Genomic DNA, 25,443 nt, shown 5'->3' with positions numbered 1-25,443 from the left:
CCGTCGAAGCAGGTCGTCACAACGGTGACTAGGGTACCGGGATGTGAAGAGCAGCAGTTTTGTGGTGCCCGACGAGCTCGACGTGCTCGAGCGCCACCCGAAGACCTCCGCGCCGGGCGAACTCATGCGCCCGCACAACATGGTGTGCTTCGGTTGCGGGCCAGAATCCCCGCACGGCCTACACCTCCAGATCTACGCGGGCGAGGGCTTCAGCGTCGACGCGGAGATGCCCGTCCAGCACTGGATGGAGGGCGGGCCGGGCGTGATCCACGGCGGCATCCTGTCCAGTGCGTTCGACGACGTCATGGGTATGACGCCGCGGCTGATCGGTCCGGCGGCGGTGACCGTGCACCTCCAGGTCGATTTCCTCCAGCCCATCCCGGTGGGCAGGACACTGCACCTGCATGCCGAGATCCTGGGCAAGCAGCGCCGCAAGATCTACGTCGAAGGTGTTGCGCACCTAGGTGATCCGGAGCGACCGGTGGCGCGTGCAAACGGACTGTTCGTCCAGATCGACGTCCGGGAGCACTTCGCCGACCACATCGAGAACAGCGCGAAGGCGGCAGAGTACCTGGGCGGCAAACCTCAGCTCTGAGGCCCGCTCAGAACGGCGCGTCCACCGGGTCGGAATCACGAAGGTGGACGGCGTCGCCGAGGTTGGCGACCCGGAGAATGCGGATGCCCTTCGGTAGTTCCTCGTCGGTGGCCGCCGGGATGATCGCCTCGCGGAAGCCGAGTCGCTTGGCCTCCGCCAGGCGTCGTGCGACCGCCGAGACCCGACGGATCTCGCCGCCGAGCCCCACCTCGCCGATCACGACGGTCGACTGCGGGACCGGACGCTGGGTCAGGGTCGAGTAGACCGACAGCGCGATGGCGAGGTCGGCGGCGGGTTCGGTCACGCGCATGCCGCCGACCGTCGACAGGTAGACCTCGGACTTGCCCAACTCCTTGCGGCCGGCGCGCGCCTGCAGGACGGCGAGGACCATCGCCACCCGGTTGAAGTCGAGACCGGACACCGCACGACGGGGGTTGGACATCTCGGTCCCGTTGGCGAGCGCCTGGACCTCGCCGACGAGGGCCCGTTTGCCGTCCATCGTCACCATCGTGACGCTGCCGCTGACGTCCGAATCCCGTTGGTGCAGGAAGATTCCCGATGGATCGGGCACCTGGTGGATGCCGTCGTCGCGCTGTTCGAAACAGCCCACCTCGTCGGCGGCGCCGAACCGGTTCTTCACGCCCCGGACCATCCGCAGCGTCGAATGCTTGTCGCCCTCGAAGGCGAGGACGACGTCGACGAGGTGCTCGAGCGAGCGAGGGCCCGCGACGGCGCCCTCCTTGGTCACGTGGCCGACCAGGATCACCGCGATGCCACGATTCTTGGCCAGCGAGACCAGCGCGGTGGTGACGGCGCGGATCTGGGTCACGCCGCCGGTGACGCCGTCGGCGCCGGACGCGACCACCGTCTGCACCGAGTCGATGATCATCAGCGACGGTCGCACGGTGTCGACGTGGCCGAGAATGGTCGCCAGATCGGTCTCTGCGGCCAGGTAGACGTTGGGGTGCACCGCGCCGGTGCGTTCGGCGCGCATGCGTACCTGGCCGGCCGATTCCTCGCCGGTGATGTACAGCGCGACGCGATCCTTGGCCGCCCAGTGCTTGACGGTCTCGAGGAGCAGCGTCGACTTACCGACGCCGGGTTCACCGGCGAGCAGGATGACCGATCCCGGGACGACGCCGCGGCCGAGGACGCGGTCGAGTTCGCCGATGCCCGTCGGCACCGCTGCCGAGGACTCCGCGTCGACCTCGGTGATACGCAGGGCCGGGCTCGACGGTGCCACCGCGGCGGTTGTCCGGGAGGACGTGGGGGTGCCGGCGACCTCGTCGATCGATCCCCATTCACCGCATTCGGGGCAGCGGCCGACCCACTTGGCGACCTGATGGCCGCATCCGGTGCAGCGATACGAGGATTTGGGTTTTGCCACCCGGTCAGCCTAGGCGGATGTACCGACAGAACAGACGAGGCCCGGCGGATGCCAGGCCTCGTCTGCGTGTCTCGAAGGGTGGGGTCAGTGCCCGCCGCCCTCTTCGTGTCCGGCTTCGGGGGAGCCGCCCTCGGACTCGCCGTGGTCGCCCTCGCCGTGGTGCTGGTTGTAGAACGTCGGCTCCGCGTTGCGGGCGACGTCCTGGCGCTCGAGATCGGCGCCGGCATCGACCGGGGTCTGCACGGTGGTCTCACCGGCCGGGACCCACGAGCCGTTGCCCTCGCGCTTCTCGAAGACGAAGGTCAGGTCGGTGGTCAGACCGGCGGCGACGGTGTCGCCCGCGTCGGTCAGCTCGGCGGTGACCGTCTTCTCGCTGTCGCGGACGGAGCCGACGGGCGTGCCGCTGCTGAGAGCCTGCCCCGGCGCGATGACGCGAGCCGCGGAGTCACTGCCCTCGACGAACTCGACCGAACCCTTCTCGGGCTTGATCTCCTTCAGGCGGTAGTAGACGGTCTGATCGGCGTTCGCGACGACGAACGCGAGTTCGAAGGGGCCGCCGTTGCCGAAGACGGTCGGTGCGTCCTTCTCCGGGTAGAGGATCTGCACGTCGCGCAGCTGCAGCGCGTCGATGTTGACGTTCGCGCCGTTGACCGCAGGCAGCTGGTTGGCGGTCTGCGCGATCTGGCCCGCACCGCAACCGGTGGTGCCCAGGGCAACGGCGATGCCGATCGTGGCTGCCGCGGTGGCCAGACGAGATGGCCGAACCGCCGACCGCCGTGCGGATAGTGGAAGCACTGACACCCGATCCTCCCAGGTCAAACGAAGTCGAATTGCAGCGCGCGAAACCCTGCACTACGCAGCGTAGTGGGCGCCGTCCGGAAAAGTCCGCCCGGGTGCCCGATTCGTGTCTGCGAGGGCATGTTCCGGGCATCGGTGGAGGGGCCTCGGCGGGCCTCGTGTGAGTGGTGTTGCGTGACGCCGAACACGCTGCTACGGCACCCCCCGCCACCTCGGAAGAGGCAGCACTGGAACCGGTTCACCGCGTTGACCTGCACCGTTGGGTGGGGCCCTCGGAACGCCCGTGCTAGACTGGGTTCACTCGAAAGGGGCAAGGAACATTGAATTTCAAAGTTGGCGACACCGTCGTTTACCCCCATCACGGTGCTGCTCGGGTCGAAGACATCGTTACCCGGACCATCAAGGGTGAGCAGATCGAATACCTTGTTCTCAAGGTTGCCGACGGTGACATGACCGTTCAGATTCCCTCGACGAAGTTGGAATACGTGGGCGTCCGCGACGTGGTCGGGCAAGAGGGTCTCGACCAGGTATTCCAGGTGCTGCGGGCCCCGCACACCGAAGAGCCGACCAACTGGGCGCGGCGATTCAAGGCGAACCAGGAGAAGCTCATCTCCGGCGATATCATCAAGGTCGCCGAGATCGTGCGCGACCTTTGGCGTCGCGAGCAGGACCGTGGACTCTCGGCCGGTGAGAAGCGCATGCTGACCCGTGCCCGCCGAGTCCTCGTGGACGAACTGTCGCTCGCGCAGAACACCGATGACGAGAAGGCCACCATCATCCTGGACGAGGTCCTCGCGGCCGCTTCCTGACATCGGTTCGTACCTGATCAGGTAGAACATTGACCACTTCGCCGGAGGATTCCGGCGCGGAAGTCTGCGTCATCATCCCGGCCGCCGGGTCGGGAACCCGACTCGGCGAGCCGGTTCCGAAGGCGTTCGTCGACCTCGGTGGCGCAACGATCATCGAGCGCTGCGTCGACAACATCCCCGATTCACTCGGGGCATCGATCGTCGTCGTCGTGCCGGCCGACCTCGTGGAGCACGCTCGAGAGCTGCTCCCCGGGGTCGTCGTCGTGTCCGGCGGCGCTCACCGATCCGATTCGGTGCGCGCGGGGATCGCCGCGGCCGGTGCCGCCCGGATCCTTCTCGTGCACGACGCCGCACGACCCCTGACACCCGCCCATGTCTTCACGAGCGTGGTCGAGGCCGTCGCCGCCGGCCATCCGGCCGTGGTCCCGGGTGTACCGGTCGTCGACACTCTCAAGCAGGTCACAACGGATGCGCGCGGACTCGAGCTCGTGGCCCGTACCGTCGACCGTGAAGAACTCCGCGCGGTACAGACCCCGCAGGGCTTCACCCGCGACGCCCTGCTGCGCGCACATGCCGACGATGCCGGTCTCGCAACCGACGATGCCGGCCTCGCCGAACGCTGCGGCATCCCTGTCCACATCGTCCCGGGAGACCCTCTCGCCATGAAGATCACCACACCGTGGGACCTCCGCATCATCCGAGACGTCGTCCGTGAGACCGCGGCCGACACCGAGGCCCGGGCATGAGGGTCGGGATCGGCACCGACGCGCATCGCATCGACCCGTCAGCGGATTGCTGGATGGTCGGCCTGCACTTTCCCGACGAGCCCGGCTGCGAGGGTCACTCCGACGGTGACGTCGGCGCACACGCCCTGTGCGATGCGGTGCTCTCGGCCGCCGGACTCGGCGACGTCGGCTCGGTGTTCGGCACCGGGCGACCCGAGTGGGAAGGCGTCTCCGGTGTCGCGATGCTCACCCATGTGGCCGAGCTGATCGCCGCCGAGGGACTCCGCGTCGTGAACGCGGCCGTGCAGGTCATCGGTAACCGACCCAAGATCGGACCCCGTCGTACCGAGGCCCAGGACGTGCTGTCGGCGGCGGTCGGCGGGCCCGTCTCCGTGTCGGCGACCACCACCGACGGTCTGGGCATGACCGGACGCGGCGAGGGGATCGCGGCGGTCGCCACCGCCCTGCTCGACGACGCCTGAGGCGCCGTTCGACGACGCCCCGGTCAGCGCGCGGCGGCGTCCAGCAGGATGTCGCAGGCACGGTCGACGGCCTCGGCCGGCGGGGTGAGTTCCGTACCCAGACGCGCGGCCGCGGCCGCCACTGCCGGGTCGGTGAGCGGATCGAGATCGGATGGTCCGAACCGAGCCAGCTTGTTGCCGGAACCGGCACCTTTGCGTCGAAGCGCCGCGGCCCACATCGGTTGATCCGCGCTGAGCCAGGCGATCACCGACGGGATTCCCGCGCGGGTCGCCGCTGCCGTGGTGCCGGCGCCGCCGTGGTGAACCGCGCCGCGGCACTGCGGGAGCAGACTCTCGTGGTCGACCGGCTGGGTGAGGTGCAGAAGTCGATCATGTTGGGGGAGTTCGTGTTCGGTGTGCCCGATGACCCGCAGGCCGCGGTCGAGAAGCGAGCTCACGATGCCGCCGATCTGCTCGGCGGTGATCTTCATGCTGCCGAAGCCGACGTAGACGGGCGCCTCGTCGGTGGTCGCCCATTCGACCGCACGGGAGGTCGCGTCGTCGCCGTTCGACAGTGCGGCACTAGTGTCCTTGTCCGGCAACAGGAATCCCACGAGTGGTCGCTGCGGACCCCAGTCGTTCTCGAGACCGGGGAACAGGGCGGCGTCGTAGGCCTGGATCTCGGGGACCCCCCGCTTCCGAAGTCGGCTTCCCAGAGGGCCTTTCACCGATGGGAGGCCGAGTTCGGTGCGCAGCCGCCGGTCGGCACCACGCAGCGTCAGCCAGTAGGTCTGGTCGGCGAGGTGCCACATAGCCCGCGAGACCGGACGTGGGTACTTGCGATAGCGGACGTCGAGGCTGGCGTTCGGACGCAGCGGACAGTAGTGCAGCGGAACGAATCCGATGCCACGGCTCTGGGCGATGGCGTCGGCCCGGTCCTGCGCCAGCGGGCCGGTCACGAGCAGATCGGAGGCGTCGGCGAGTTCGGCCATGACCCGTTCGGAGGTCGCGCGACCGTGGCCGGCGACCTCGCCCAGCGCCTTGAGCCGAACGCGCGGGTTCTTGGACTTCAGGCGTTCCTTGACCAGCGGACTGGCCAGCAGCTCCGCCGTCGACGGAGCCAACATCTGCGTGGGCAACCCGGACGCCGCGGTCAGTTCGACGAGATCCTCGGGCACGGCGAGCCGGACCTCGTGGCCGCGACGCGCGAGTTCGGCACCGATCGCCACCGCGGGCTGGACGTCTCCCCGGCTGCCGTGGACGGTGAAGGCGATCCTCATGCGCCCCAGCCGTTCCCGTGCAGGCCCCACGCGTCGAGTTCGGCGTCGACCAGATCGCGCAAGGTGGCCGCGTCAGGAATGCGTACCGGGTCCAGCGAACTCACGCTGAACATGACGTCGTCGGCGCCGAGTGCGAGCCAGCCGCTGATCCCGCCCTTGCGGTCACGCAGATTGCGGGGGTCGTCGGTCGCGGTGACGGCTCGGATGGAGAGAGCGCCGGGTTCGCCGGTGCCCAGCGTCGCGAACTCGTCGGGAACCGGTCCGACATTGGAGGCGAGGCACAGCGGCGTGGTGACGTTGGCGGCCAGGCGTCGGGTGAGGGATGCGCTCAGCGCCTGCAGCACGACAGCCCGCTGGGCCACCTTGCCCGAACTCGCGGCCAACCGGTTGTAGGCGTCCTTGCACGCAGACCGGACGGCGGACAGATCGTCGTAGCGGTCGGGGGAGACCTCGACAAAAGCGGTGGCGCCCGACGTCGCGTTGGCGCGGCGGTCGTCGGGCGTGCGCGACGAGACGGGCAGCGACACCGGGACGACGTCGCCGGGGGAGACCCGGCCGCACCGTTCCAACACACCCACCATGAGCGCCGCGAACAGGCTGTTGTCGGTACCGCCCCGGGATTCGGCCGCGGACCGGAAGTCGGCGACCGGGATCAGGACGGTCACGTTCGGTGCGATCTCGGCGGCGGCGACGTCGGTGTCGGGTGCGGGCCGGCCGGTCACACGCGCGGGCGAGACGGGCGGTCCGGACCGACTGGCCCGCGCTATCTGTACCGCGGTCTTCCCCGCGGTCCAGAGAAGGTCGGCGGCGTCGACGACATTCGACACCAGGCCCGGTGCGGTGCCGGGCGTGTAGTCCAGGCCGTGGACGGCTTCGAGGACCGCGACCGCGCCGGTCCCGCCGTCGGCGATGACATGGGAGATGACCAGGGACACGAGCACCGAGGCGTCATCGGCGGTCCGTGCGACGACGAGCCGCCACGCGGGTCCGTTCTCGATGTCGAGTTCGGCGTCGGCCTGGGCCCGTCCCCACTGCTCTACCTCACCGACCGGGACCGGATCGTCCTGCACGGAGAAGTGGCCGGCGTCTGGGGTGTACCGCCAATGGGCGCGCCCCGGACCCCGGTGGGTGGCGACGAGCCGACTCAGGCGACCTCGCCGCAGCTTGTCCGCCAGCGAGGCGAGGGCATCGACGTCGACCGTGCCGGGGAAGCGCCACAGCGTCTGGTTCACGACGGGGAGTCCGAGGATCACATCCATGCGGACGAACAGGTCGTCGTCGGCGGTCAGCCGATCGACGGGCGAGTCGGGGGAGACGCCAGGAGAGTGCCCGACCAGGGACCCGAAGTTCATGACCGCACCTGCCGTTCGTCCAGAGTGATTCTTTCCACAACCCGCGGGGTGGTGGGACTGTAGTCAGAGCGCGACGTGATGTGCCCTGAGTCACAACCGAATTCCATTGTGAGGTCCTCCCGAAAAGTCGTCCGCGGGTGTCGTGCCGCCGGTCTGATCTGGCTGCGCCGCCGGACTGTTGCGGGCTGGGTGCCGGCGACGGCTCGGACGGATGAGCGTGTGCAAGCTGCGGATTCGGTGCTCGGATCGATCGCGGCCGCCGCGAGCCGGGTTCGGTCCGCATCGAGACGTGCAAACCATACCCGAGCGGCCGGTGGTGGCCGATGACTCGGGCGATGGAGGCGAACGGCGGCCCGGGGCGCCCCGAAACCGCCGATATCATGGATCTTTAAGGGTTGCCTTGCTGACGCGCAATTCGTACGCCGAACTATCCAATCGGATGAATTCGGGTTACTGTCGTGACCAATGTGGACCGGCCCCGGCTATCCGGGAGGCCGGCGGATCTGGTCACTTGACTGCCAATCTCGAATTCGGAGGACGCGACGATATGACGGGTGCTGCCCGCCGGAACACGTATCGCCGTGTCGGAACGCGTGCACGAGGTGTGCTCGCGACCGTGGCGTGTGCGGCGATCGCAATCTCCGGCCTTGCCGGGACCGTGTCGGCTGGTAACGCGAGCGCTGTGCCGGGCGGGTCGGCCATCGAGCGAGTGGTGCCCGAGGGGCCGAATCTGCATGCCGTGTACGTGCACTCCGCGTCCATGGACAAGACCATCAAGGTTCAGGTCCTGACTCCGCGCACCGACACCGGCCCGCGGCCGTCCCTGTACCTGCTGGGTGGCCTCAACGAACAGGATCCGAACAACAGCGTCTGGAAGCTGAAGACGGACCTCGGCGGTTTCTATGCCGACAAGAACGTCAACGTGGTCATGCCCATCGCGGGTGACGGCAGCTTCTACACGGACTGGCAGCGTGACGATCCGAGGCTCGGCCGCTACAAGTGGGAGACGTTCCTGACGCGTGAACTGCCGCCGCTGATCGACACGCAGTTCTCCGGGAACGGTGTGCGGGGTGTCGCGGGGCTCTCGATGGGTGCCGGTGCGGCGCTCGTTCTGGCCGCCCGTAATCCGGGCTTCTACGATGCGGTGGCCGCGTACAGCGGATGCTTCACCACGACGGGACCGGCCGGCCAGGCCTATCCTCGCGGCATCGTCGCCGCGTTCGGTGGTGACGCCAACAACATGTGGGGCGCGCCGAACGACCCGGATTGGGCTGCGCACGACGTGCTCGCCCGCGCGGGGAATCTCCGCGGCTCCGCCGTCTACGTCTCCACCGGGACGGGTCGCTCCGGAAAATACGATGCTCCCGGCTACCCGGGCAACGAGAACCCCACGGACCGACAGATCGTCGGTGGCGCGATCGAGGTCGGCTCGATGTGGTGCACCCAGCAGCTGCAGTCCAGACTCGCCGCTGCCGGTGTCCCGGCCACCATCCGCTACGTCGACCCGGGCACACATTCGTGGCCGTACTGGATCGACCAGCAGCGGGAGTCATGGCCCACGCTCCGACGCGGATTGGGGTTGTGAGCATGGCGAGACAAGCAGGGGCACAGCAGTTCTCGGCGTCGAGGACGCGTGCCCGGGTCGATTTCGATCGACAACACCGCTAGCGCAACGCAGCGCCGAGGCCTCAGGGGAGGGGCCGGACAAAGACCATCAATCGGGGGCCGACACGTGTCTCAGCACTGGAGGTTTCGATGGAATACACCGAACTGAATGATTATGCGATGCCCGGCGGCACGGTGACCGCGTGGGAGCCGGCGGTCGAGGCATCGGAATGGCAGACCGACTCGCGGCAGCTGTCGTACATGCATCTCGAGCACGCCCGACGCGCGGTTCGCGAGAGTGACGACTGGTACAGCCAGTGGATCGGGACGGCGTTCCGCATCCAGCGTCCGCTCGACCGGGAAGCATTCTCGCGCACGCTCGTCGCGTGGTACCGCCGGCACGAGGCGTTCCGGACCTCGGTCCGTGTCCACGACGCCGGACACCCGCAGGGCGACCTGACCCGCATCACCGTCGCCGCCGACGCGATCTCGGTGCGCGAGCGGGCCTTCGGAACGGATCTGGAACCCGCCGAGGTCTCCGAACTCGTCACCGAGTACTTCAACACCACCGTCACCCCGCTGGCGTGGCCGCACTGCATCGCGGTGACGGTCGAGACGCCCGGCGACGACGCGGGCTTCCTCGTCGTGTTCGCCGCCGACCACACGGTGATGGACGCCTACACCCAGGTGTTCGCGATCCGCGAGCTGACCGCGCTGTACCTCGCCGAGCTCACCGGCGATCCGCACGGCCTTGCCGCCTTCGGCAGCTACCTGGACTTCAGCGACGCCGAGCGCCGCCTCGGTGAGCAGATCGACGCCAACAACGCCGCGGTCAGCCAGTGGCGCGCCTTCTTCGACGACACCACCACCGCCGTTCAGCCGGAGCCGATCCCGCGCTTCCCGCAGTTCGCCGTTCCCGACGACGCGCCGCGCACGATCACCGCGCAGCGGGTCCCGGACGAGGGCTTTCAGACGACGCTGTCGCACTGGCTGCTCGATCCCGCCGAGACCAAGCGGTTCGACGCGATCTGCAAGGCGGCCGGGTCGTCGATGACCGCCGGCATCTACACCGCGCTGTCGATGACCTCGGCGGCCCTGACCGGTTCCGCGGATCTGCGTTTCATCAGTCCGGTCCACACCCGCAACTCGATCGAGTGGGGTGAGGCCGTGGGCTGGTTCGTCGGCATCATCCCGGTGGCCGTGCGCCCGGGCCGGCCGCTGAAGTTCACCGACGCGCTGACCGCCGTCGGGGCCACCTCGGCCCAGTACAAGGACGTGGGCGGCGCCCCGTTCGCGCCGGTCGCCGAGCTCATCGGCGGGGACGTCACGCCGCCGGGGTTCGTGGTGTCCTACATCGACCTCCGCCACGCCGAGGGGGCGGCGGAATGGGAGCCGCGCGCGGCACGCGTGCTGCGCAGTGCGACGCGCGACGCCGACGAGGTCTACTTCTGGATCAACCGCATCCCCACCGGGGTCAACGTCTCCGCGCGTTTCCCGGCCGAGGACGCGCCCGCGGTCGAGGCCTTCCTGTCCGTCTTCCATGCGATCCTCGAGCAGATCGTCACCGACGGCGATTGCGAGTACACCTACCGCACTGCGGAATTGGTTGCCGGAGGGTCGCCGGTCGTAGCGGACCGCTGATGTCGGTCACCCTGCAGTCCTCTCGCGTGTCACCCGGGTTCGGTATCCCCGGGTCGCTGACCGTTCGCCTTCGACCCCACCTTCGTGGTGGGCGGATCGTCGAATGGGAACTCGGCGACCCGGCAGGCGTCGCCCGGGCTGCACGACGATGGGGTGACGGGGTGTCGTTTCTGCAGTCCGACCATCTGGCGACCATGGCGGACAAGCGATCCGACGGTCAGCCACACCATGGCTTTCTGCTCGCCGCCGCACGCTTCGACGGTCCCCTCGACGAGACGGCGATGAGCGGCGCCCTCACCGCGTTCGTCCGGCGACACGAGGAGCAGTGCGCCCACTATCGCAGTGGTGACTCGGGTCCCGAACGATGGGTGGCGCCGCCGGAGGCATTCGAGTTCCGTGTCGCCGAGCGCGCCGGGGAGGCGTTGGTCGTCGACGATGCCGATCTGGGCCCATGGGTGGGTCTCCGCGCGTCGGAAATGGCTCGCGCAGAGCTGATCCCGGGTACCTGGTGCGCCGCCGCGGTCGATCCGAACCCCTCTGTCGACGCCTTCACGTTCTTCTTCGCCACCGACCACGCCCACGGTGACGGCTACTCGTCGGCACTTGCACTGTCCGAGATCGTCGCGCTGTACCGAGAGCGGAGTGCCGGCGTACCCGCCGAACTCGACCCCGCCGGTGCCTTCGGCGACTCGATCACGGCCGAGCGGGCCGCAGCGACGGCCCTCGCCTCGGATGACGAGCGGGTGGCTCTCTGGCGGGATGCGTTGTCGGCAAACGACGGTCGGCCTCCGCGGTGTCCTCTCGAACTGGGACTGACCGATGATGCGCCGCAACCGGCGGTCGCGATCGAGCACTGGCTGCTGACCTCCGAACAGTTGGCGCACTGCGACGCCCGGCTGGCCACGACCGCCGGCGGTTTCGCCGGCCTCCTTTACGCCGCTCTCGCGACGCATCATCGTGAATCCACCGGCGAGGCAAGATTCTTCGTGTCCACCGTGCTCGCGAACCGGGGTGCCGGGCATGAGCGGACACAGGGCTGGTTGTGCAACTTCGCGCCGGTCATCGTGGACTTTCCACAGGGGCCGAATACCTCGTTCGACGAACTCGTCCGCATCGCGACCGGCAGCGTGCGCGCCGCCCGCGGGGCCGCCTCGGTTCCGGCGCACGGCGTCCTGGGGCTGTTGGCCGGCGAAGGGGTGTTCAAGGGACTCGACGGCAGCCCGTACATGGTGTCCTACACCGATGTTCGCCGGCTCGGACTCGGCGACGACCCGGTGCTGTCGACGATGCAGACCTCCAGCGGGGTCGGTCCGACCCGCAACGCCAATCTGTGGTTCACGCGCACCGACGCCGGACTCGTCGTGCGCTCGCACGTCCCCGACAACGCGGTGGCGCGCAATGCGGTACTCGGCCTGATCGAGCGGATCGAGTCCATCGTGACCGACTACGCCGCAGGCGCTCCCGCGCCCGAACCGACCCCCGACGCCCCATCCGCCGACCCCCGCCGATCGACAAGGAGTGTGCGATGAAGCTCTCGAGTTCCGAATCGTGGGAGGTCGAGCCGGGCGAACTGGTGTGCTGGCGCGCCGTGCCGGGTGGCGCCGCCGCGCGGTCGAGCGCGCCGGTGTCGGAGAACGAGCGATTCCACCTGGCGTCGCTCGCCTCGGGACAGCCGGGCTGGATGGCGCTGACCCTCGACTTCCCCGAACGGATCGACGCCGACGTGCTCGGCGAGGTGGTCGGGACGGTCATCGCCCGCCATGACGCGCTGCGCAGCCACTATGTGCAGGCCGAGGACGGGGTCACCCGATTGGTACATCCCGGCGTCGACGTCAAGGAGGAGTTCCGCGAGACCGCCGAGGGGCTCTCGTCACAGGCATTCGCCGCGAAGCTCATCGAGTCCATCGGCGCAACCTGCGACCCCTTCGAACCGATGCCGCATTTCCTGGCGGCGGTCACGCGTGCCGGCGGGACGACGCTCATCTGCGCTTTCGACCACTGCTATGTCGACGCCCGCTCGCTGGCGGTCGTGTCGACCGAGATCTGTGAACTGCTCGCGGGTCGCGAGCTGAAGCCTGCGGAGTCGGGGCTCGCGGCCCTGAGCGTCGTCGCCGAGGGGGAGGCGTCGGTGACCGCCGACGACCCCCGCCTGGGCGCCTGGGGGCAGTTCCTCGCCGCTACCGGCTGGACGGTGCCCGAGTTCCCACTCGACCTCGGCGTCGCCATGGGCGACAGCCTGCCCGTGCACACGATGGTCCGGACGCTGCTGTCCGGCGACGACGCCGCGACCTTCAGCTCGACGGTCCACCGTCGCGGTGCGCGCACCTATCCGGCCGTCCTCACCTGTGCGGCTATGGCCGTCCACGCAGCCGGCGGACCCGACGAGATCGCGACCGTGGTGCCCACCGGCGCCGGGGCGGGACCGGGTTGTGTGAGCTGGTCGGTGGGCAACGCCCCGCTGCGGATCAATGCGACCGGAGACCTGTACGCCGCCATGTACCGGAACACCCGGCGTCTCTCGGCTGCACTGCCCCTGGCCGAGATCGGGTTGACGCCGGTGTATGCGGCCTTCGGTGATCGTCTGCGCCCCGGTCGCAGCGACGTCTTCATGATGTCCTACGTCGACTACACGCGGCTGCCCATGCCGCGCGGGGACGTCGACGTGCGGCAGATCTCGAGTCAGAAGCCGACCGACACGGCACAGTGGTGGTTCTGGCGCGACCGTGACGGCATCCATGTCCGGGTGCGGCACCCGCACACCGAACGGGCCGTGGCGGTCCTCGGGGACACGCTCGACACGATGCAGGCGCTCCTCGACTCGGTTCTCGACCCGGTGCTCGCCGCCGACGCGGGCTGATGGCATTCCGGCTGCGGAGCGGGGCTCGTCCGCGCGCTCGCGTGGTCGGTGGCCCGATCGTGGTCCGGTAGGATGGCCGGTCGTGACCCTGCGCCTTTATGACACCAGCTCCCGAGAGGTGCGCGACTTCGTGCCGCTGCGCCCAGGCCAGGCATCGGTGTACCTCTGTGGCGCGACTGTGCAGGGTGTTCCCCATATCGGCCACGTCCGCAGCGGTATCGCCTTCGACATCCTCCGCCGCTGGTTGAGCCACCAGGGCCTCGACGTGCTGTTCGTCCGCAACGTCACCGACATCGACGACAAGATCCTCCGCAAGGCGGCCGACGCCGGGCGCCCCTGGTGGGAGTGGGCAGCAACCCACGAGCGCGCCTTCGATGACGCCTACCGCGCCCTCGGCGTCCTGCCGCCGTCCGCGGAACCGCGCGCGACCGGCTTCGTGACCCAGATGGTCGAGTACATGGAGCGGCTGATCGAGCGCGGCCACGCCTACGTCGCCGACGGCAATGTGTACTTCGACGTCCGCAGCCTGCCCGATTACGGCGCGCTGTCCGGGCACAAGCTCGACGACGTCCACCAGGGCGAGAGCGCGGGTACCGGCAAGCGCGACCACCGCGACTTCACGCTGTGGAAGGCGGCCAAACCCGGCGAGCCGTCGTGGCCGACACCGTGGGGTCCGGGACGCCCGGGCTGGCACCTCGAGTGCTCGGCGATGGCCACCAGTCTTCTGGGTTCCGAGTTCGATATCCACTGCGGTGGAATGGATCTGGTGTTCCCGCACCACGAGAACGAGATCGCCCAGGCGCACGGCGCCGGGGACCCGTTCGCGCGCTACTGGCTGCACAACGGCTGGGTCACCATGGGTGGCGAGAAGATGAGCAAGTCGCTCGGCAACGTGGTGTCGATCCCCGCGATGCTGCAGCGCGTCCGTGCAGTCGAGCTCCGGTACTACCTCGGCAGCGCGCACTACCGGTCGATGCTGGAGTACTCGCCCGGTGCGCTCACCGAGGCGGCCGCCGGCTATCGGCGGGTGGAGTCGTTCGTCGAACGTGTCGCCGCCCGCGTCGGTGAGGTGGTGATCGGTGACATCGATCCCGAGTTCGGTGCCGCACTCGACGACGATCTCGGTGTCCCCGCGGCTCTCGCGGTGGTGCACAACGTCGTCCGGCAGGGCAACACCGCACTCGAATCGGGTGACGGGGCGGCCGCTCTCGCCGCCGCGTCGTCGGTGCGGGGAATGATGGGAATCCTCGGCGTCGACCCGCTCGACGACCAGTGGGCCGGTGCGGCCGACGACTCGGCCGCGACCTCCGCGCTGGACGTGCTGGTGCGCGCCGAACTGCAACGACGCGCGGACGCGCGTTCCGCCAAGGACTGGGCGACCGCGGATGCGGTCCGAGACCGTCTGGCCGAGGCCGGCATCGAGGTGACCGACACCCCTGATGGTGCACAGTGGGCATTGAAGGGTGAGGCGTGATGGCAGGGAATTCCAAGCGTAAGGGTGCGATCCGGAAGTCGGGCACCAAGAAGGGGCAGGTCGTCGGGTCCGGCGGCCAGCGTCGTCGTGGGCTCGAGGCCCGCGGCGCCACCCCGAAGGCGGTCGACCGCCCGTACCACCCCGCGCACAAGAAGGCCAAGGCCGCGGCGAAGTCGAACACCGGACGCAGCGGTGGTGGCCCGTCGCGGGCGAAGGACGAAGGGCCCGAGTACGTCCTCGGTCGCAACCCGGTGGTCGAGTGCCTGCGTGCGGGTGTGCCTGCGACGGCGCTCTACATCGCCACCAACTCCGAGCCGGACGAGCGTGTCGCCGAGGCGGTCAAGATCGCCGGCGATCAGGCGATCTCCATCCTCGAGGTCGGCAAGCCGGAGCTGGATCGGTTGTCCACCAACGGAATGCACCAGGGCATCGCCCTGCAGGTGCCGGAGTACCGGTACACCCATCCCGACGATCTGATGGCCGACGCCAAGGCCAGCGGCACCCCGCCGCTGCTGGTGGCCCTCGACAACATCACCGACCCGCGCAACCTGGGTGCGGTGATCCGCTCGGTGGCCGCCTTCGGCGGGCACGGTGTGGTGATCCCGGCCCGACGCAGCGCGAGTGTCACCGCGGTGGCCTGGCGGACCAGTGCCGGCGCGGCCGCGCGGCTGCCCGTCGCGCGCGCCACCAACCTCACCCGCACTCTCAAGGACTGGGCGGATTCAGGTGCTCAGCTCGTGGGTCTGGACGCCGGCGGCGACGTCACGCTCGACGAGTACGACGGCACCGGCCCGACCGTGATCGTCGTCGGGTCGGAGGGCAAGGGGCTGTCACGTCTCGTGCGCGAGAGCTGTGACTCGATCCTCTCCATCCCGATGGCCGGTGACGTGGAGTCTCTCAACGCGTCGGTGGCCGCGGGCGTGGTGCTCGCCGAGTTCGCACGTCAGCGGCGCCGGTAGCGCCCGGCAACCGTCACGACCGGTTGCGCCCGACCTCGACGCCGGCCCGGCCGAGGGCCTCGCGGACCGCGCGGGCGTGGTCTACCGCGCCCGGGGTGTCGCCGTGCAGGCAGATCGAATCCGCGGCGACGGTGATGACCGATCCGTCGATGGCCGTGAGCCGTCCGCCGGTGGTCATCTCGACGACGCGGCGCGAGATCTCTGCGCTGTCGGAGAGAACCGCCCCCCGCTCGGTGCGGGGGACCAGCGTGCCGGCCGGGGTGTAGGCGCGGTCGGCGAAGGCCTCGGTGATGACCGCGAGTCCGGCACGTTCGGCTCGGGCCAGGACCTCCGAGTCCGGTAGGCCCATCACCGCGAGGTCGGGGTTGACGTCGTGCACCGCGGTCACGACCGCGTCGGCCTGCTGTTCGTGGTGGACGACCGTGTTGTACAGCGCGCCATGGGGTTTCACATAGGAGACGGTTCCGCCGACAGAGCGGGCGAGGGCGTCGAGTGCGCCGATCTGGTAGACGAGGTCGGCGATCAGGTCCGGCGTCGACATCTCCATGAATCGGCGGCCGAATCCGGCGCGGTCGGGGTAGGAGACCTGGGCGCCGATCCGTACACCGGCGGCGACGGCCGCGCGGCACGTGGCCAGCAGGTCGGCGGGAGTCCCCGCGTGGAACCCACACGCGACGTTGGCGCTGGTGACGATGGTCAGCATTGTCTCGTCGTCGCCGACCCCCTCGCCGAGATCGGCGTTGAGATCGATGCGAGGAGTGCGCGCCGGGTCGGAGGTGGCCCTGTCGGGGGTCATGGCCACATCCTAGTTCTGCTGCAGGTTGAACAGACGAAACGGGCGATTCGTCTACGGTGGGGGCATGGCACTGCTCGACACCAAGGTCACCACGGTCAACGGCGTCGTCGGTGGCGCCCGGGGGAAGCGGCTTCGCCGCGGCACGATCAGCTGGCGGGGCATCCCGTTCGCCGCGCCCCCGGTGGCCCACCGCCGCTTCCGCGCTCCCGAACCGGTCCACGACTGGCCCGGCGTGCGGGACTGCACCAAGCTCGCCAAGGCCGCCATCCAGGAGAAGCGGTTCACCGCGGTCGCGCCGGGCAAGTTCGCCCCGATGGCCGAGGACTGCCTGACCCTCAACGTGTTCTCGCCCGAGGTGGAATCGAGCAGGCCGCGCCCGGTGATGGTCTTCATCCACGGCGGCGCCTTCATCCTCGGTACCGCCGCGACGCCGCTCTACGACGCCGCCTTCCTGGCCCGCGCCCAGGACGTCGTCGTGGTGACGATCCAATACCGCTTCGGGCCGTTCGGTTTCCTCGACCTCTCGCAGTTCGCCACGGACGACCGGCCGTTCGACACCAATGCGGGTCTGCGCGACCAGATCGCCGCGTTGCGCTGGGTGCAGGAGAACATCGCCGCGTTCGGCGGCGACCCCGGCAACGTGACCGTCTTCGGTGAGAGCGCCGGCGGCTCATCGGTGCTCGCCCTGCTGTCCGCGCCGGAGGCCACCGGCCTGTTCCACCACGCCATCGCGCAGAGTCCGGCTCCCGAACTCGTGGTCGAGCAGGACGAGGCGACCGTCTACGCCGACGAGTTCGTCCGGATCCTGCGCGACCCGCAGCGTCGGAACACCACGATGGAGCGCACCGAGGACCCCATCGACCCGGCCGAGGCGCAGCGCCTCCTCACCACACCCAACCCGGCCCTGTTGCTCGAGGCCGGCAACCGGCTGATGCGCTTCGCGACCAAGTCGTCCGGCGGGGCGATCCCGTTCGCGCCGGTCGTCGACGGTGACGTGCTGCCGCGCTCGCCGCTGGCGGCGGCGGCCGAGGGCCTGACGGTGCCGGTGCCGCTGGTGATCGGGAGCAACAAGGACGAGGGCAAGCTCTTCGCGAAACTCTGGAACGTCCTACCCGATTCCGAACGCATGCTGATGCGGGTGGAGGACGAGGAGGTCCGCCGCGAGATCGCCGCCCAGTACGGCAACGGCGACCGCGACCGCATCCGGCTGGCCGGCGACTCGATCTTCTGGGCGCCGATGACCGCCTTCGCCGACGGGCACAGCAAGGTCGCGCCGACCTACGTCTACCGCTACGACTACCGGACGAAGGTGCTGGACGCGACGGGCTTCGGCGCGACGCACGCGACGGAACTGTTCACCGTGTTCGGTGCCTACCGGGCGCCGATGGGGGCTGGCCTCGCCATCGCCGACTGGCCGGGCACACGCCGGGTCACCGAGAACGTGCAGGGGCGCTGGGGTGCTTTCGCCCGCACCGGCGACCCCGGTCTGGGCTGGCCGGTCTACACCACTGACGAACGGAAGGTCCTGGTCATCAACGACCCGGATCGGGTCGTCGCCGATCCCGACACCCTGCGTCGTCAGGCCTGGTACCGGGTGCACGCGCCCTCTGGGGCCTGACCGTCCGTCCGGTCCGTCAGCCCGGTAGCCAGTCGGTCGGCGGGTCGGCGGCGAGGAACGACAGCGCGAGCGGGTTGAACAGCTCGGGCGCCTCCACCGGCAGGATGTGCGTCCCGGGCAGCACCGCGAACCGGGCGTTCGGCAGCGTGCGGACGATGTCCAGCGCGTGCTCCATCCGCACCAGGCCCCGGTCGGCGATCACCACCAGCGTCGGCGCGCGGACCTCGGTGAACTCGTCGACCGCGTAGTCGGGTTCGGTGGACAGCATCCGGATGGTCTTGTCGTAGACCACCGAGAAGTGTTCGGGCCCATCGGGAGACGTCGTGTCGTGATGGCTCCGCAGGTAGTCGACGGTGGTCGGGTTGCGATCCAGCAAGAGGTCGACGGACTGATCGAGTTGGCGCCCCCCGCGGTTCAGGTAGCCACCGACGTAGACGATCCGGTTGACGAGATCGGGCCGGTTCCGGGCGACGACGAGGGCGATGGCCGCGCCGTCGGCCCAGCCGACGATGTTCGCCGGCCGCCCGACGTTTCCCGTCGAGGGTCAGCCCGTCGGCGGTCGCGTGCACGCGGGAGGGAGTCGAGTCGCTGCCGTGGTGGGAGGAGCCGGTGCCACAACCGTTCAGGCCGATGAGCAGGGCGAACACGGCGACGATGAGCACGGTTGTCCGTGCGGTCACCGCCTGTCCGGATGTTCGCCAGTGAATCACAGATGCAGGCTACTCGTGCCCTACGGTGGCCGTATGGGGACAAAAGGCTTCGGGGCGATCACGGCGCGAATCTGTGCTTTGACCGTTGTGGGCGGTGTCGCGAGCTCGATGTTTCTCGCGGGCTGCGGTTCGGGATCCGGCGACGCGGGCGAGTCGCTCGGCACGGCGTCGACGCCCAGTCAGGTGAGTGCGGATTCTGTCCCGACGTCCACCCTCACGACCGGACCGGGCCCCGCGAGTCGGTCGACCACTCCGACGGTGGTCTACCGGCCGCCCTTCGTCGAACGCGTGGAGTGGACGGACACCGAGGTGGGCCCCAGCCTCTCGGTCTTCCCGACGACGTCGGGTCGGTACACCCAGGAACCGTCGGCGATGGCCGCGGCGTGGCGGGAGGTCGTCGGACTCGACGCGGCTGCCGACACCCCCGGAATGCAGGCACAGTTCGACTGTCACTGGCGGTTCGCGCGGATCATCGAACCGGAGAAGCCGAGCTGGAACCTGGAACCCGGACGGCCCGTCGTCACCGAGGAGGACATGATCGGCGCCCGGTGCAATCCGGGGTTCGCCGAGGAGTACTAGCGAGTGGTGTGCACGCGGCGTGAGCCGATGACGCGGCAGACGACGTAGATCACGAACGAGATGATCGTGACGAACACCGAGACCGGGAGTTTCGGTGCGAGCGACATCAGCAGGCCGCCGACCGCGGCGACCTCGGCGAAGATCACCGACAGCACCAGCGCCCGCATCGGGTTGGCGGTCACCCGTGCAGCGGCGGCACCCGGGGTGATCAGCAGGGACATCACCAGCAGCGCGCCGATGATCTGGACGCCCTGCGCGCAGGCGAGGCCCATGATGATCGCGAACACCACCGAGAGCGTGCGGACCGGGACGCCCTGCGCCTGCGCCACCCGCGGATCGGTCGACGCGAACAGCAACGGCCGGTAGATCACCGCGAGCACCGCGACGACGATGGCCGTCGTGATCGTGATCGCGACCAGGCCGTTCAGTCCGACGCTCACGACCTGTCCGGTCAGCAGCGCGAAACCGGTGCCGATCCGGCCGTAGAGGGCCAGGAACAGGACACCGATGCCCAGGCCGAACGCCATCACGACACCGATCACCGAATCGCGTTCCCGGGCCTTGTTGCCGAGGATGCCGAAGACCGCCGCGGCGAGGACTGCGCCGATGACACCGCCGAGGTTCACGCTGACGCCGGCGAGCAACGCCGCGGCCGCGCCCGTCACCGACAGCTCACTGCATCCGTGGACCGCGAACGACATCTGCCGGGCGACGATCAACGGCCCGAGCAGTCCGCCCACCAGGCCGAGCAGGACCATTGCGAGCAGCGCCTGCTGCATGAAGTCGTAGCCGAGCAGGTCGATGGTCGTCGAGAAGTCCCAGAGGTCGCTGAACTGGCGTTCGGCGGCCAGCGGAGTCACGCTCATAGGGGCTGACTCCCGGTTTCGGCGATGTCGACGCAGTGGTGTGCATCCTCGCCGCCGATCACGACGAGGCGACCGTTGACCCGGAGCACCTCGACGTCGCTGCCGTACAGCTCGCTGAGCGTCTCCGTGGTCATCACCTCGTCGGGTGTGCCGACGCGGAACCGTCCGCCGACCAGATAGAGCACGCGGTCGACGTAGGGGAGGATCGGGTTGATCTCGTGCGTGACGAACACGACCGCCGTTCCCGCCTGCTTGCGGCGCTGGTCGATGAGGTCGACGACCACCTGCTGGTTGGTCGGGTCGAGGCTCGCCAGCGGTTCGTCGCACAGCAGGAGGTCGGGATCGCTCACGACCGCCTGGGCCACGCGCAGCCGCTGCTGTTCGCCTCCGGAGAGGACACCGAGCGGGGCGTCGGCGTAGGGGAGCGAGTCCACCGCGGCGAGTGCCTGGTCGACGAGCTCGCGGCGGCGAGACCGGCCGCGCAGACCGAGTCCCCACCGGTTGCCGTCGACGCCGAAACCGACCAGGTCCCGGCCCCGGAGGGCCATCGGGTCGCCCTCGTCGGCGTGCTGCTGCGGGATGTAGCCGATCTTGTCGGTGGTCGTGACGGTGCCGCGGTCGAGTGAGTACTGACGTAACAGGACGCGCAGGAACGAGGTCTTCCCGGACCCGTTGGGGCCGAGCACGGCGACGAACTCACCCGGTCGGATCGTCAGGTCGAGGTCGTCCCACAGCACGCGGTCGCCGAAGCCGAGTCGCGCACCCGAGAACGTGACCACCGGGTCGGTTCCCGCCGTCATCGCGGTCACCCCTTCTCGGCGTCGAGGGCTGTCGCGAGCGCGTCGATCTGTGCGCGCTGCCAGACGAGGTAGTCGGTGACGCCGTCCGGGAGGGTCTCGGTGAACTCGACGACGGGCACCTTCGCGGACTTCGCGACGTCGAGCATCGCCTGGGTCACCGGGTCGACGGCCTGGACGTTGTAGATCAGGACGGCGGCGCCGCGGGAGGCGAGCAGATCCTGCATGGCCGCGCGGTCCGCGGCGGACGGCGACTGGCCCTCCTCGACGGCCTGGGTGAACCCGGCCGGAGCCGCGTCGATCAGGCCGGCCTCGGTGAGCAGGTACCCCGCGAGCGGTTCGGTCTGGGCCACCTTCGTGCCGTCGTGCGCCGTGCGGATGCCGGCGACCTCGGCTCGCAGTTCGTCGATGCCGGTAGTGAAGGTCTCGGCGTTCGCGCGGTAGGTCCCCGCGTTCTCCGGGTCCTGCTCGGCGAGGGCGTCGGCGACCTTGTCGGCGACCTCCGCGACGACGGGCAGGTCGTAGAAGACGTGCTCGTTCTCGTCGCCGTGGTCGTGTTCGGCGTGATCCGCGTGGTCGTCTGCGCTGTGGCCGTCGGCATCGTGATCGTGCGCGTCATGGTCGTCGCTGCGGGTGAGGGCGTAGGCGTCGACGACGGTGGCGCCCGAGGACTTCGCGGCCTGCTCCATGTAGGCGTCGTAGTGGCCGCCGTTCATGACGAGGATGTCGGCGTCGGCGATCGTCGCGGTGTCGGCGGCGGACGGCTCGAACTCGTGGGGGTCGCCCTCGGTGCTGGTGTAGACGGAGGTGACGGTCGCCTTGTCGCCGGCGACGGCCGAGGCGACCGCGCCCCAGACGTTGGTCGACGTGACCACGGTCGGGGTGCCGTCACCGTTTCCGGAGTCGCTCGAGCAGCCGGCCAGCACCAGCGCGGCGGCGGACAGGACTCCGGCCGCGGCCAGAAGCGTTTTCCTCATGACACCCTTTACGCAAATGACAATCGTTACCGAAAACAGTGTAGGGGATGGCCGGGCCCGACGCGAAGCCGCGGGAGATCTGAGGTGTGCGCTGGTCGACGCGGAGGGTGCGCGTCACCGCCGTCGTCATTTCTCTAAGGTGGAGATCATGACCTCGAGTCCGTTGCCGCGGCGTGTTGCGCTGATCTCCGTGCACACCTCGCCGTTGGCACAGCCGGGTACCGGCGACGCGGGCGGCATGAACGTCTACGTCTGGCAGACGGCGATCCGACTGGCCCGACGCGGCATCGAGGTCGAGATCTTCACCCGGGCGACCTCGTCGTCCGACGCGCCGTCGGTCGCGGCCGCGCCGGGGGTGACCGTCCGCCACGTCGTCGCCGGCCCGTTCGAGGGTCTCGACAAGCGAGACCTCCCCGCCCAGCTCTGCGCCTTCACCGCGGGCGTCCTCCGCGCCGAGGCGGCGCAGGCGCCGGGCCACTACGACGTGATCCACTCCCACTACTGGCTGTCCGGGCAGGTCGGCTGGCTGGCGCGCGACCGCTGGGGCGTGCCGCTGGTGCACACCGCCCACACCCTCGCCGCGGTGAAGAACGCCGCCCTGGCCGAGGGCGACACCGCCGAGCCGCAGCTGCGCGTCATCGGCGAGCAGCAGGTGGTGGGCGAGGCCGACCGGTTGGTCGCGAACACCGAAACCGAAGCGGCGGAACTGCTCTCGATGTACGACGCCGATGCCGACCGCATCGACGTGGTGACGCCGGGCGCCGACCTCGAGTGCTACACGCCGGGCTCGTCGGCCGAGGCCAGGTCGATCCTCGGTCTCGATCCCGACGAGACGATCGTGACGTTCGTGGGACGGATCCAGCCGCTGAAGGCCCCCGACCTCCTCGTCACCGCGATGGCGCCGCTGATCAAGGACGCCGTCGCGTCCGGGCGCAGGCTGCGGCTCCTGATCGTCGGCGGGCCGTCGGGCTCCGGGCTGCAGCGCCCCACCGCGCTCATGGATCAGGTTGCCGAACTGGGGATCTCCGAGTCCGTCACCTTCCTTTCGCCGCAACCGTCGGATCGTCTCCGCCAGGTGTACCGCGCGTCGGACCTGGTCGCGGTACCCAGCCATTCCGAGAGTTTCGGTCTCGTGGCCATCGAGGCGCAGGCCTGTGGGACGCCGGTCATCGCCGCCAATGTCGGCGGTCTCGGCGTCGCCGTCGACGACGGCCGCACCGGTGTGCTCGTCAACGGTCACGTGCCCGGCGACTGGACGAACGCTCTGGAAAAGCTTCTGGCGCAACCTGATCGCCTGGCCGAACTCGGCCGCAACGCCCGCCGGCACGCCGAGAAGTTCTCCTGGGAGCACACGGTGGACCAGCTCATCGAGAGCTATCGCCGGGCGATGGAGTCCTTCGCCGCCCAGACCGATGCGGCCCAGAAGGATGCCGAGCAGGCGGCGGCACAGACACCGGGCGGCCCCGCCCGGGCTCGCCGACGCTGGCGTCGGCGGCGCAATCGGGTGACCGCCTGAGGGTCTCGCAGTACCCGTTCCCACCGAGAGGATGTCGTGAGTCGCACCGAGGTCGTCGACCTGCTCGAGAAGACACTGACCGAGAACGAGATCGCCTACTCGCGCAAGGGTGGTGGTGGAGCCGACGTCGACCACGTCATCCTGGAACTCCCGGGCGAGCAGAAGCTCAAGACGACGGTCCTGCTCACCGCCAGCGAACACGGGGTCAGGGTCGAGGCCTTCGTGTGCCGCCGACCCGACGAGAACCACGCGGGCGTCTACAAGTACCTGCTCAAGCGGAACCGTCGGCTGTACGGCGTCGCCTACACCATCGACAACACCGGCGACATCTATCTCGTCGGCCGGATCTCGGCCGACGCGCTCGGCTCCGACGAACTCGACCGCGTCCTCGGGCAGGTCCTCGAGGCCGCCGACGGCGACTTCAACACCCTGCTCGAACTCGGCTTCCTCTCCTCGATCCAGCGCGAGTGGGCGTGGCGCGTCTCGCGCGGTGAATCCTTGCGCAATCTGCTGGCTTTCGAGCACCTCATCGACAAGGAGGCGCTGCCCGAGGCCGGCGCCCCGCTCGAAGGGCGTTACGTCCCAGGCGAGTCCGTGGTCGAGGGCGCACAGGCCTCGAGCGGAGACGGTGGGCCCGCGTCCGAGGACTGACGTTCGCTGTCAGGTTTCTCCACAGCCTCCCCGACAGCGGGAGGGTTTGGTCTGCCTTCATCGGCGTCGGTGTCGGCAGGGGTTGTCACACCTCGGCGCGGGGATTTGGTTGGATGGAGAGGTCCAGGTCACACCGTGTCAATGTGTGTTGATACGGTGTGCGGGCGAAACCGACCCACCACCGGAGGTGCCATGAGCTTCACGAGTCCTTTCCCCGATGTCGAGATCCCCGATGTGAGTGTTTTCGACTACCTGTTCGGGTCGGTCGCGGACGAGGACCGCGAGCGGATCGCCCTGGTGGACCCGAAGTCGGGGTCGACGACCACTTACGGCCAGCTGGTCGGCCAGATCGAGGCCGCGGCCGGCGCCTTGGCGTCGCGCGGGATCGGGGTCGGGGACGTGGTGGGCATCCTCTCGCCGAACATCCCGGCGTTCGCGACCGTGTTCCATGGCATCCTGCGGGCGGGCGCGACGGCGACGACGATCAACGCGCTGTTCACCGCGTCCGAGATCGCCAAGCAGCTCCGGGATTCGGGCGCCAAGATGCTGGTCACGATCTCGCCGATGTTCGAGCAGGCCAAGGCGGCCGCCGACGAGGTGGGACTGTCGGCGGAGAGTTTGATCGTCCTGGACGGTGAGGGGCAGGACGCCTCGGGTCACCCGAATGCGATCGACCTGCTCGGTGCGAACCTCCCGGCGCCGGACGTCTCCTTCGATCCGAGCACCCACGTCGCGGTTCTGCCCTACAGCTCGGGAACGACCGGAAACCCCAAGGGCGTGGCGCTCTCTCATCGCAACCTGGTGGCCAACGTCGCGCAGCTCCGTCCGCTGCAGGGCATGACCGCCGACGACGTGGTGATCGCGGTGCTGCCGTTCTTCCACATCTACGGCATGACCGTGCTGCTCAACGCGGCTCTCGCGGCCCGTGGATCGCTGGTGATCATGCCGCGGTTCGACCTCGTGGAGTTCCTGGAGAACATCCAGAACCAC

General features: G+C 69.2%; 23 protein-coding genes and 1 pseudogene. 15 read left to right on the top strand and 9 right to left on the bottom strand.

Annotated elements, in window-relative coordinates; genetic code table 11:
- The first annotated feature begins 64 nt into the window (after positions 1–64).
- A complete protein-coding gene (locus OK17_RS14890; RefSeq protein WP_232717143.1) occupies positions 65–595 on the top strand; it encodes a PaaI family thioesterase in 531 nt (176 codons plus the stop codon).
- A gap of 7 nt (positions 596–602) precedes the next feature.
- Here the strand turns inward: OK17_RS14890 and radA are convergent, their stop codons facing one another.
- Positions 603–1,982, bottom strand: a complete 1,380-nt coding sequence (radA, locus tag OK17_RS14885; RefSeq protein WP_232717135.1) for a DNA repair protein RadA — start codon at positions 1,980–1,982, stop codon at positions 603–605.
- Between the two features lie 84 nt (positions 1,983–2,066).
- The gene (locus OK17_RS14880) at positions 2,067–2,777 is read right to left on the bottom strand and encodes a hypothetical protein (protein WP_232717140.1); all 711 of its coding nucleotides are present in this window, start codon (positions 2,775–2,777) and stop codon (positions 2,067–2,069) included.
- 323 nt (positions 2,778–3,100) lie between these two features.
- On the opposite strand from OK17_RS14880, the gene OK17_RS14875 reads away from it, so the two are divergent.
- The 3 genes from OK17_RS14875 to ispF are packed head-to-tail and all read left to right on the top strand — an operon-like array spanning position 3,101 to position 4,796.
- Positions 3,101–3,589 (top strand): CarD family transcriptional regulator, encoded by a 489-nt coding sequence (locus OK17_RS14875; RefSeq protein WP_006358497.1) that lies wholly within the window; start codon positions 3,101–3,103, stop codon positions 3,587–3,589.
- 29 nt (positions 3,590–3,618) lie between these two features.
- The gene (gene ispD / locus OK17_RS14870; RefSeq protein ID WP_182373907.1) at positions 3,619–4,335 is read left to right on the top strand and encodes a 2-C-methyl-D-erythritol 4-phosphate cytidylyltransferase; all 717 of its coding nucleotides are present in this window, start codon (positions 3,619–3,621) and stop codon (positions 4,333–4,335) included.
- Complete coding sequence (gene ispF, locus OK17_RS14865) at positions 4,332–4,796, top strand: 2-C-methyl-D-erythritol 2,4-cyclodiphosphate synthase (protein ID WP_232717133.1); 465 nt, start codon at positions 4,332–4,334, stop codon at positions 4,794–4,796. Before ispD ends, ispF begins: the two co-directional genes overlap by 4 nt.
- Positions 4,797–4,819: 23 nt before the next feature.
- On the opposite strand, the gene OK17_RS14860 is transcribed toward ispF, so the two are convergent.
- Both OK17_RS14860 and OK17_RS14855 read right to left on the bottom strand, forming a co-directional pair.
- Positions 4,820–6,055, bottom strand: a complete 1,236-nt coding sequence (locus OK17_RS14860) for a nucleotide disphospho-sugar-binding domain-containing protein (RefSeq protein WP_461417917.1) — start codon at positions 6,053–6,055, stop codon at positions 4,820–4,822.
- The gene (locus tag OK17_RS14855; RefSeq protein WP_461417916.1) at positions 6,052–7,407 is read right to left on the bottom strand and encodes a condensation domain-containing protein; all 1,356 of its coding nucleotides are present in this window, start codon (positions 7,405–7,407) and stop codon (positions 6,052–6,054) included. Before OK17_RS14855 ends, OK17_RS14860 begins: the two co-directional genes overlap by 4 nt.
- A 682-nt stretch (positions 7,408–8,089) precedes the next feature.
- On the opposite strand from OK17_RS14855, the gene OK17_RS14850 reads away from it, so the two are divergent.
- From OK17_RS14850 to rlmB, 6 genes are all read left to right on the top strand, one after another.
- On the top strand, positions 8,090–8,992 hold the full coding sequence (locus OK17_RS14850; RefSeq protein WP_461417915.1) for an alpha/beta hydrolase: 903 nt from the start codon (positions 8,090–8,092) through the stop codon (positions 8,990–8,992).
- A gap of 170 nt (positions 8,993–9,162) precedes the next feature.
- Positions 9,163–10,653 carry a condensation domain-containing protein gene (locus tag OK17_RS14845; RefSeq protein WP_461417914.1) on the top strand — a complete coding sequence of 497 codons (1,491 nt, stop codon included), beginning with the start codon at positions 9,163–9,165 and terminating at the stop codon, positions 10,651–10,653.
- Entirely contained in the window at positions 10,653–12,182 is a 1,530-nt protein-coding gene (locus tag OK17_RS14840; protein WP_461417913.1) for a condensation domain-containing protein, read from the top strand. Before OK17_RS14845 ends, OK17_RS14840 begins: the two co-directional genes overlap by 1 nt.
- Positions 12,179–13,510, top strand: coding sequence for a condensation protein (locus OK17_RS14835; RefSeq protein ID WP_232717128.1), 1,332 nt, complete (start codon positions 12,179–12,181; stop codon positions 13,508–13,510). The genes OK17_RS14840 and OK17_RS14835 overlap by 4 nt, the downstream gene beginning before the upstream one ends.
- An 82-nt stretch (positions 13,511–13,592) precedes the next feature.
- Complete coding sequence (cysS, locus tag OK17_RS14830; protein WP_461417912.1) at positions 13,593–14,984, top strand: cysteine--tRNA ligase; 1,392 nt, start codon at positions 13,593–13,595, stop codon at positions 14,982–14,984.
- Positions 14,984–15,943 (top strand): 23S rRNA (guanosine(2251)-2'-O)-methyltransferase RlmB, encoded by a 960-nt coding sequence (gene rlmB, locus OK17_RS14825; protein WP_232717126.1) that lies wholly within the window; start codon positions 14,984–14,986, stop codon positions 15,941–15,943. The genes cysS and rlmB overlap by 1 nt, the downstream gene beginning before the upstream one ends.
- A gap of 13 nt (positions 15,944–15,956) precedes the next feature.
- Here rlmB and OK17_RS14820 read toward each other — a convergent pair whose 3' ends face one another.
- Entirely contained in the window at positions 15,957–16,739 is a 783-nt protein-coding gene (locus OK17_RS14820) for a LamB/YcsF family protein (protein WP_461417911.1), read from the bottom strand.
- 64 nt (positions 16,740–16,803) lie between these two features.
- Here OK17_RS14820 and OK17_RS14815 point away from each other — a divergent pair, with 64 nt between their 5' ends.
- Positions 16,804–18,357: a carboxylesterase/lipase family protein gene (locus OK17_RS14815; protein WP_461417910.1), complete on the top strand. Its 1,554-nt coding sequence runs from the start codon at positions 16,804–16,806 to the stop codon at positions 18,355–18,357.
- A 16-nt stretch (positions 18,358–18,373) separates the two neighbouring features.
- On the opposite strand, the pseudogene OK17_RS14810 reads toward OK17_RS14815, so the two are convergent.
- Positions 18,374–18,886 (bottom strand): annotated as a pseudogene (locus OK17_RS14810) (alpha/beta fold hydrolase); the annotation flags it as partial.
- A gap of 214 nt (positions 18,887–19,100) precedes the next feature.
- Here OK17_RS14810 and OK17_RS14805 point away from each other — a divergent pair.
- Positions 19,101–19,646, top strand: coding sequence for a DUF2599 domain-containing protein (locus OK17_RS14805; RefSeq protein ID WP_461417909.1), 546 nt, complete (start codon positions 19,101–19,103; stop codon positions 19,644–19,646).
- Here the strand turns inward: OK17_RS14805 and OK17_RS14800 are convergent.
- From OK17_RS14800 to OK17_RS14790, 3 genes are read right to left on the bottom strand one after another with little or no spacing between them, the layout of a single operon-like run.
- A complete protein-coding gene (locus tag OK17_RS14800) occupies positions 19,643–20,512 on the bottom strand; it encodes a metal ABC transporter permease (protein ID WP_461417908.1) in 870 nt (289 codons plus the stop codon). The genes OK17_RS14805 and OK17_RS14800 overlap by 4 nt on opposite strands.
- Positions 20,509–21,312 carry a metal ABC transporter ATP-binding protein gene (locus OK17_RS14795; protein ID WP_127961619.1) on the bottom strand — a complete coding sequence of 268 codons (804 nt, stop codon included), beginning with the start codon at positions 21,310–21,312 and terminating at the stop codon, positions 20,509–20,511. Before OK17_RS14795 ends, OK17_RS14800 begins: the two co-directional genes overlap by 4 nt.
- Before the next feature lie 5 nt (positions 21,313–21,317).
- Positions 21,318–22,286 carry a metal ABC transporter solute-binding protein, Zn/Mn family gene (locus OK17_RS14790; protein WP_461417907.1) on the bottom strand — a complete coding sequence of 323 codons (969 nt, stop codon included), beginning with the start codon at positions 22,284–22,286 and terminating at the stop codon, positions 21,318–21,320.
- A 148-nt stretch (positions 22,287–22,434) separates the two neighbouring features.
- Between OK17_RS14790 and mshA the strand changes: the two genes are divergently transcribed.
- The 3 genes from mshA to OK17_RS14775 all read left to right on the top strand — a co-directional run.
- Positions 22,435–23,802 (top strand): D-inositol-3-phosphate glycosyltransferase, encoded by a 1,368-nt coding sequence (gene mshA / locus OK17_RS14785; RefSeq protein WP_461417906.1) that lies wholly within the window; start codon positions 22,435–22,437, stop codon positions 23,800–23,802.
- Between the two features lie 36 nt (positions 23,803–23,838).
- On the top strand, positions 23,839–24,453 hold the full coding sequence (locus OK17_RS14780) for a type III secretion system chaperone family protein (RefSeq protein WP_461417905.1): 615 nt from the start codon (positions 23,839–23,841) through the stop codon (positions 24,451–24,453).
- A 192-nt stretch (positions 24,454–24,645) separates the two neighbouring features.
- Positions 24,646–25,443, top strand: a 798-nt coding sequence (locus OK17_RS14775) for an AMP-binding protein (RefSeq protein WP_461417904.1), incomplete at its 3' end; no start/stop codon positions are given.

Source organism: Gordonia sp. GN26, assembly GCF_054823965.1.
Note: the sequence above shows the minus strand (reverse complement) of the source record. Positions and strands in the feature narration are given on the sequence as shown.

Excerpts from the sequence above, each read along its gene's own strand:
- OK17_RS14845 (WP_461417914.1), top strand. The coding sequence starts at position 9,163 with ATGGAATACACCGAACTGAATGATTATGCGATGCCCGGCGGCACGGTG.
- ispF (WP_232717133.1), top strand. The coding sequence starts at position 4,332 with ATGAGGGTCGGGATCGGCACCGACGCGCATCGCATCGACCCGTCAGCG.
- mshA (WP_461417906.1), top strand. The coding sequence starts at position 22,435 with ATGACCTCGAGTCCGTTGCCGCGGCGTGTTGCGCTGATCTCCGTGCAC.
- OK17_RS14860 (WP_461417917.1), bottom strand. The coding sequence starts at position 6,055 with ATGAGGATCGCCTTCACCGTCCACGGCAGCCGGGGAGACGTCCAGCCC.
- rlmB (WP_232717126.1), top strand. The coding sequence starts at position 14,984 with ATGGCAGGGAATTCCAAGCGTAAGGGTGCGATCCGGAAGTCGGGCACC.
- OK17_RS14805 (WP_461417909.1), top strand. The coding sequence starts at position 19,101 with ATGGGGACAAAAGGCTTCGGGGCGATCACGGCGCGAATCTGTGCTTTG.
- OK17_RS14840 (WP_461417913.1), top strand. The coding sequence starts at position 10,653 with ATGTCGGTCACCCTGCAGTCCTCTCGCGTGTCACCCGGGTTCGGTATC.
- OK17_RS14800 (WP_461417908.1), bottom strand. The coding sequence starts at position 20,512 with ATGAGCGTGACTCCGCTGGCCGCCGAACGCCAGTTCAGCGACCTCTGG.
- OK17_RS14820 (WP_461417911.1), bottom strand. The coding sequence starts at position 16,739 with ATGACCCCCGACAGGGCCACCTCCGACCCGGCGCGCACTCCTCGCATC.
- OK17_RS14855 (WP_461417916.1), bottom strand. The coding sequence starts at position 7,407 with ATGAACTTCGGGTCCCTGGTCGGGCACTCTCCTGGCGTCTCCCCCGAC.
- OK17_RS14795 (WP_127961619.1), bottom strand. The coding sequence starts at position 21,312 with ATGACGGCGGGAACCGACCCGGTGGTCACGTTCTCGGGTGCGCGACTC.
- OK17_RS14835 (WP_232717128.1), top strand. The coding sequence starts at position 12,179 with ATGAAGCTCTCGAGTTCCGAATCGTGGGAGGTCGAGCCGGGCGAACTG.
- OK17_RS14790 (WP_461417907.1), bottom strand. The coding sequence starts at position 22,286 with ATGAGGAAAACGCTTCTGGCCGCGGCCGGAGTCCTGTCCGCCGCCGCG.
- OK17_RS14815 (WP_461417910.1), top strand. The coding sequence starts at position 16,804 with ATGGCACTGCTCGACACCAAGGTCACCACGGTCAACGGCGTCGTCGGT.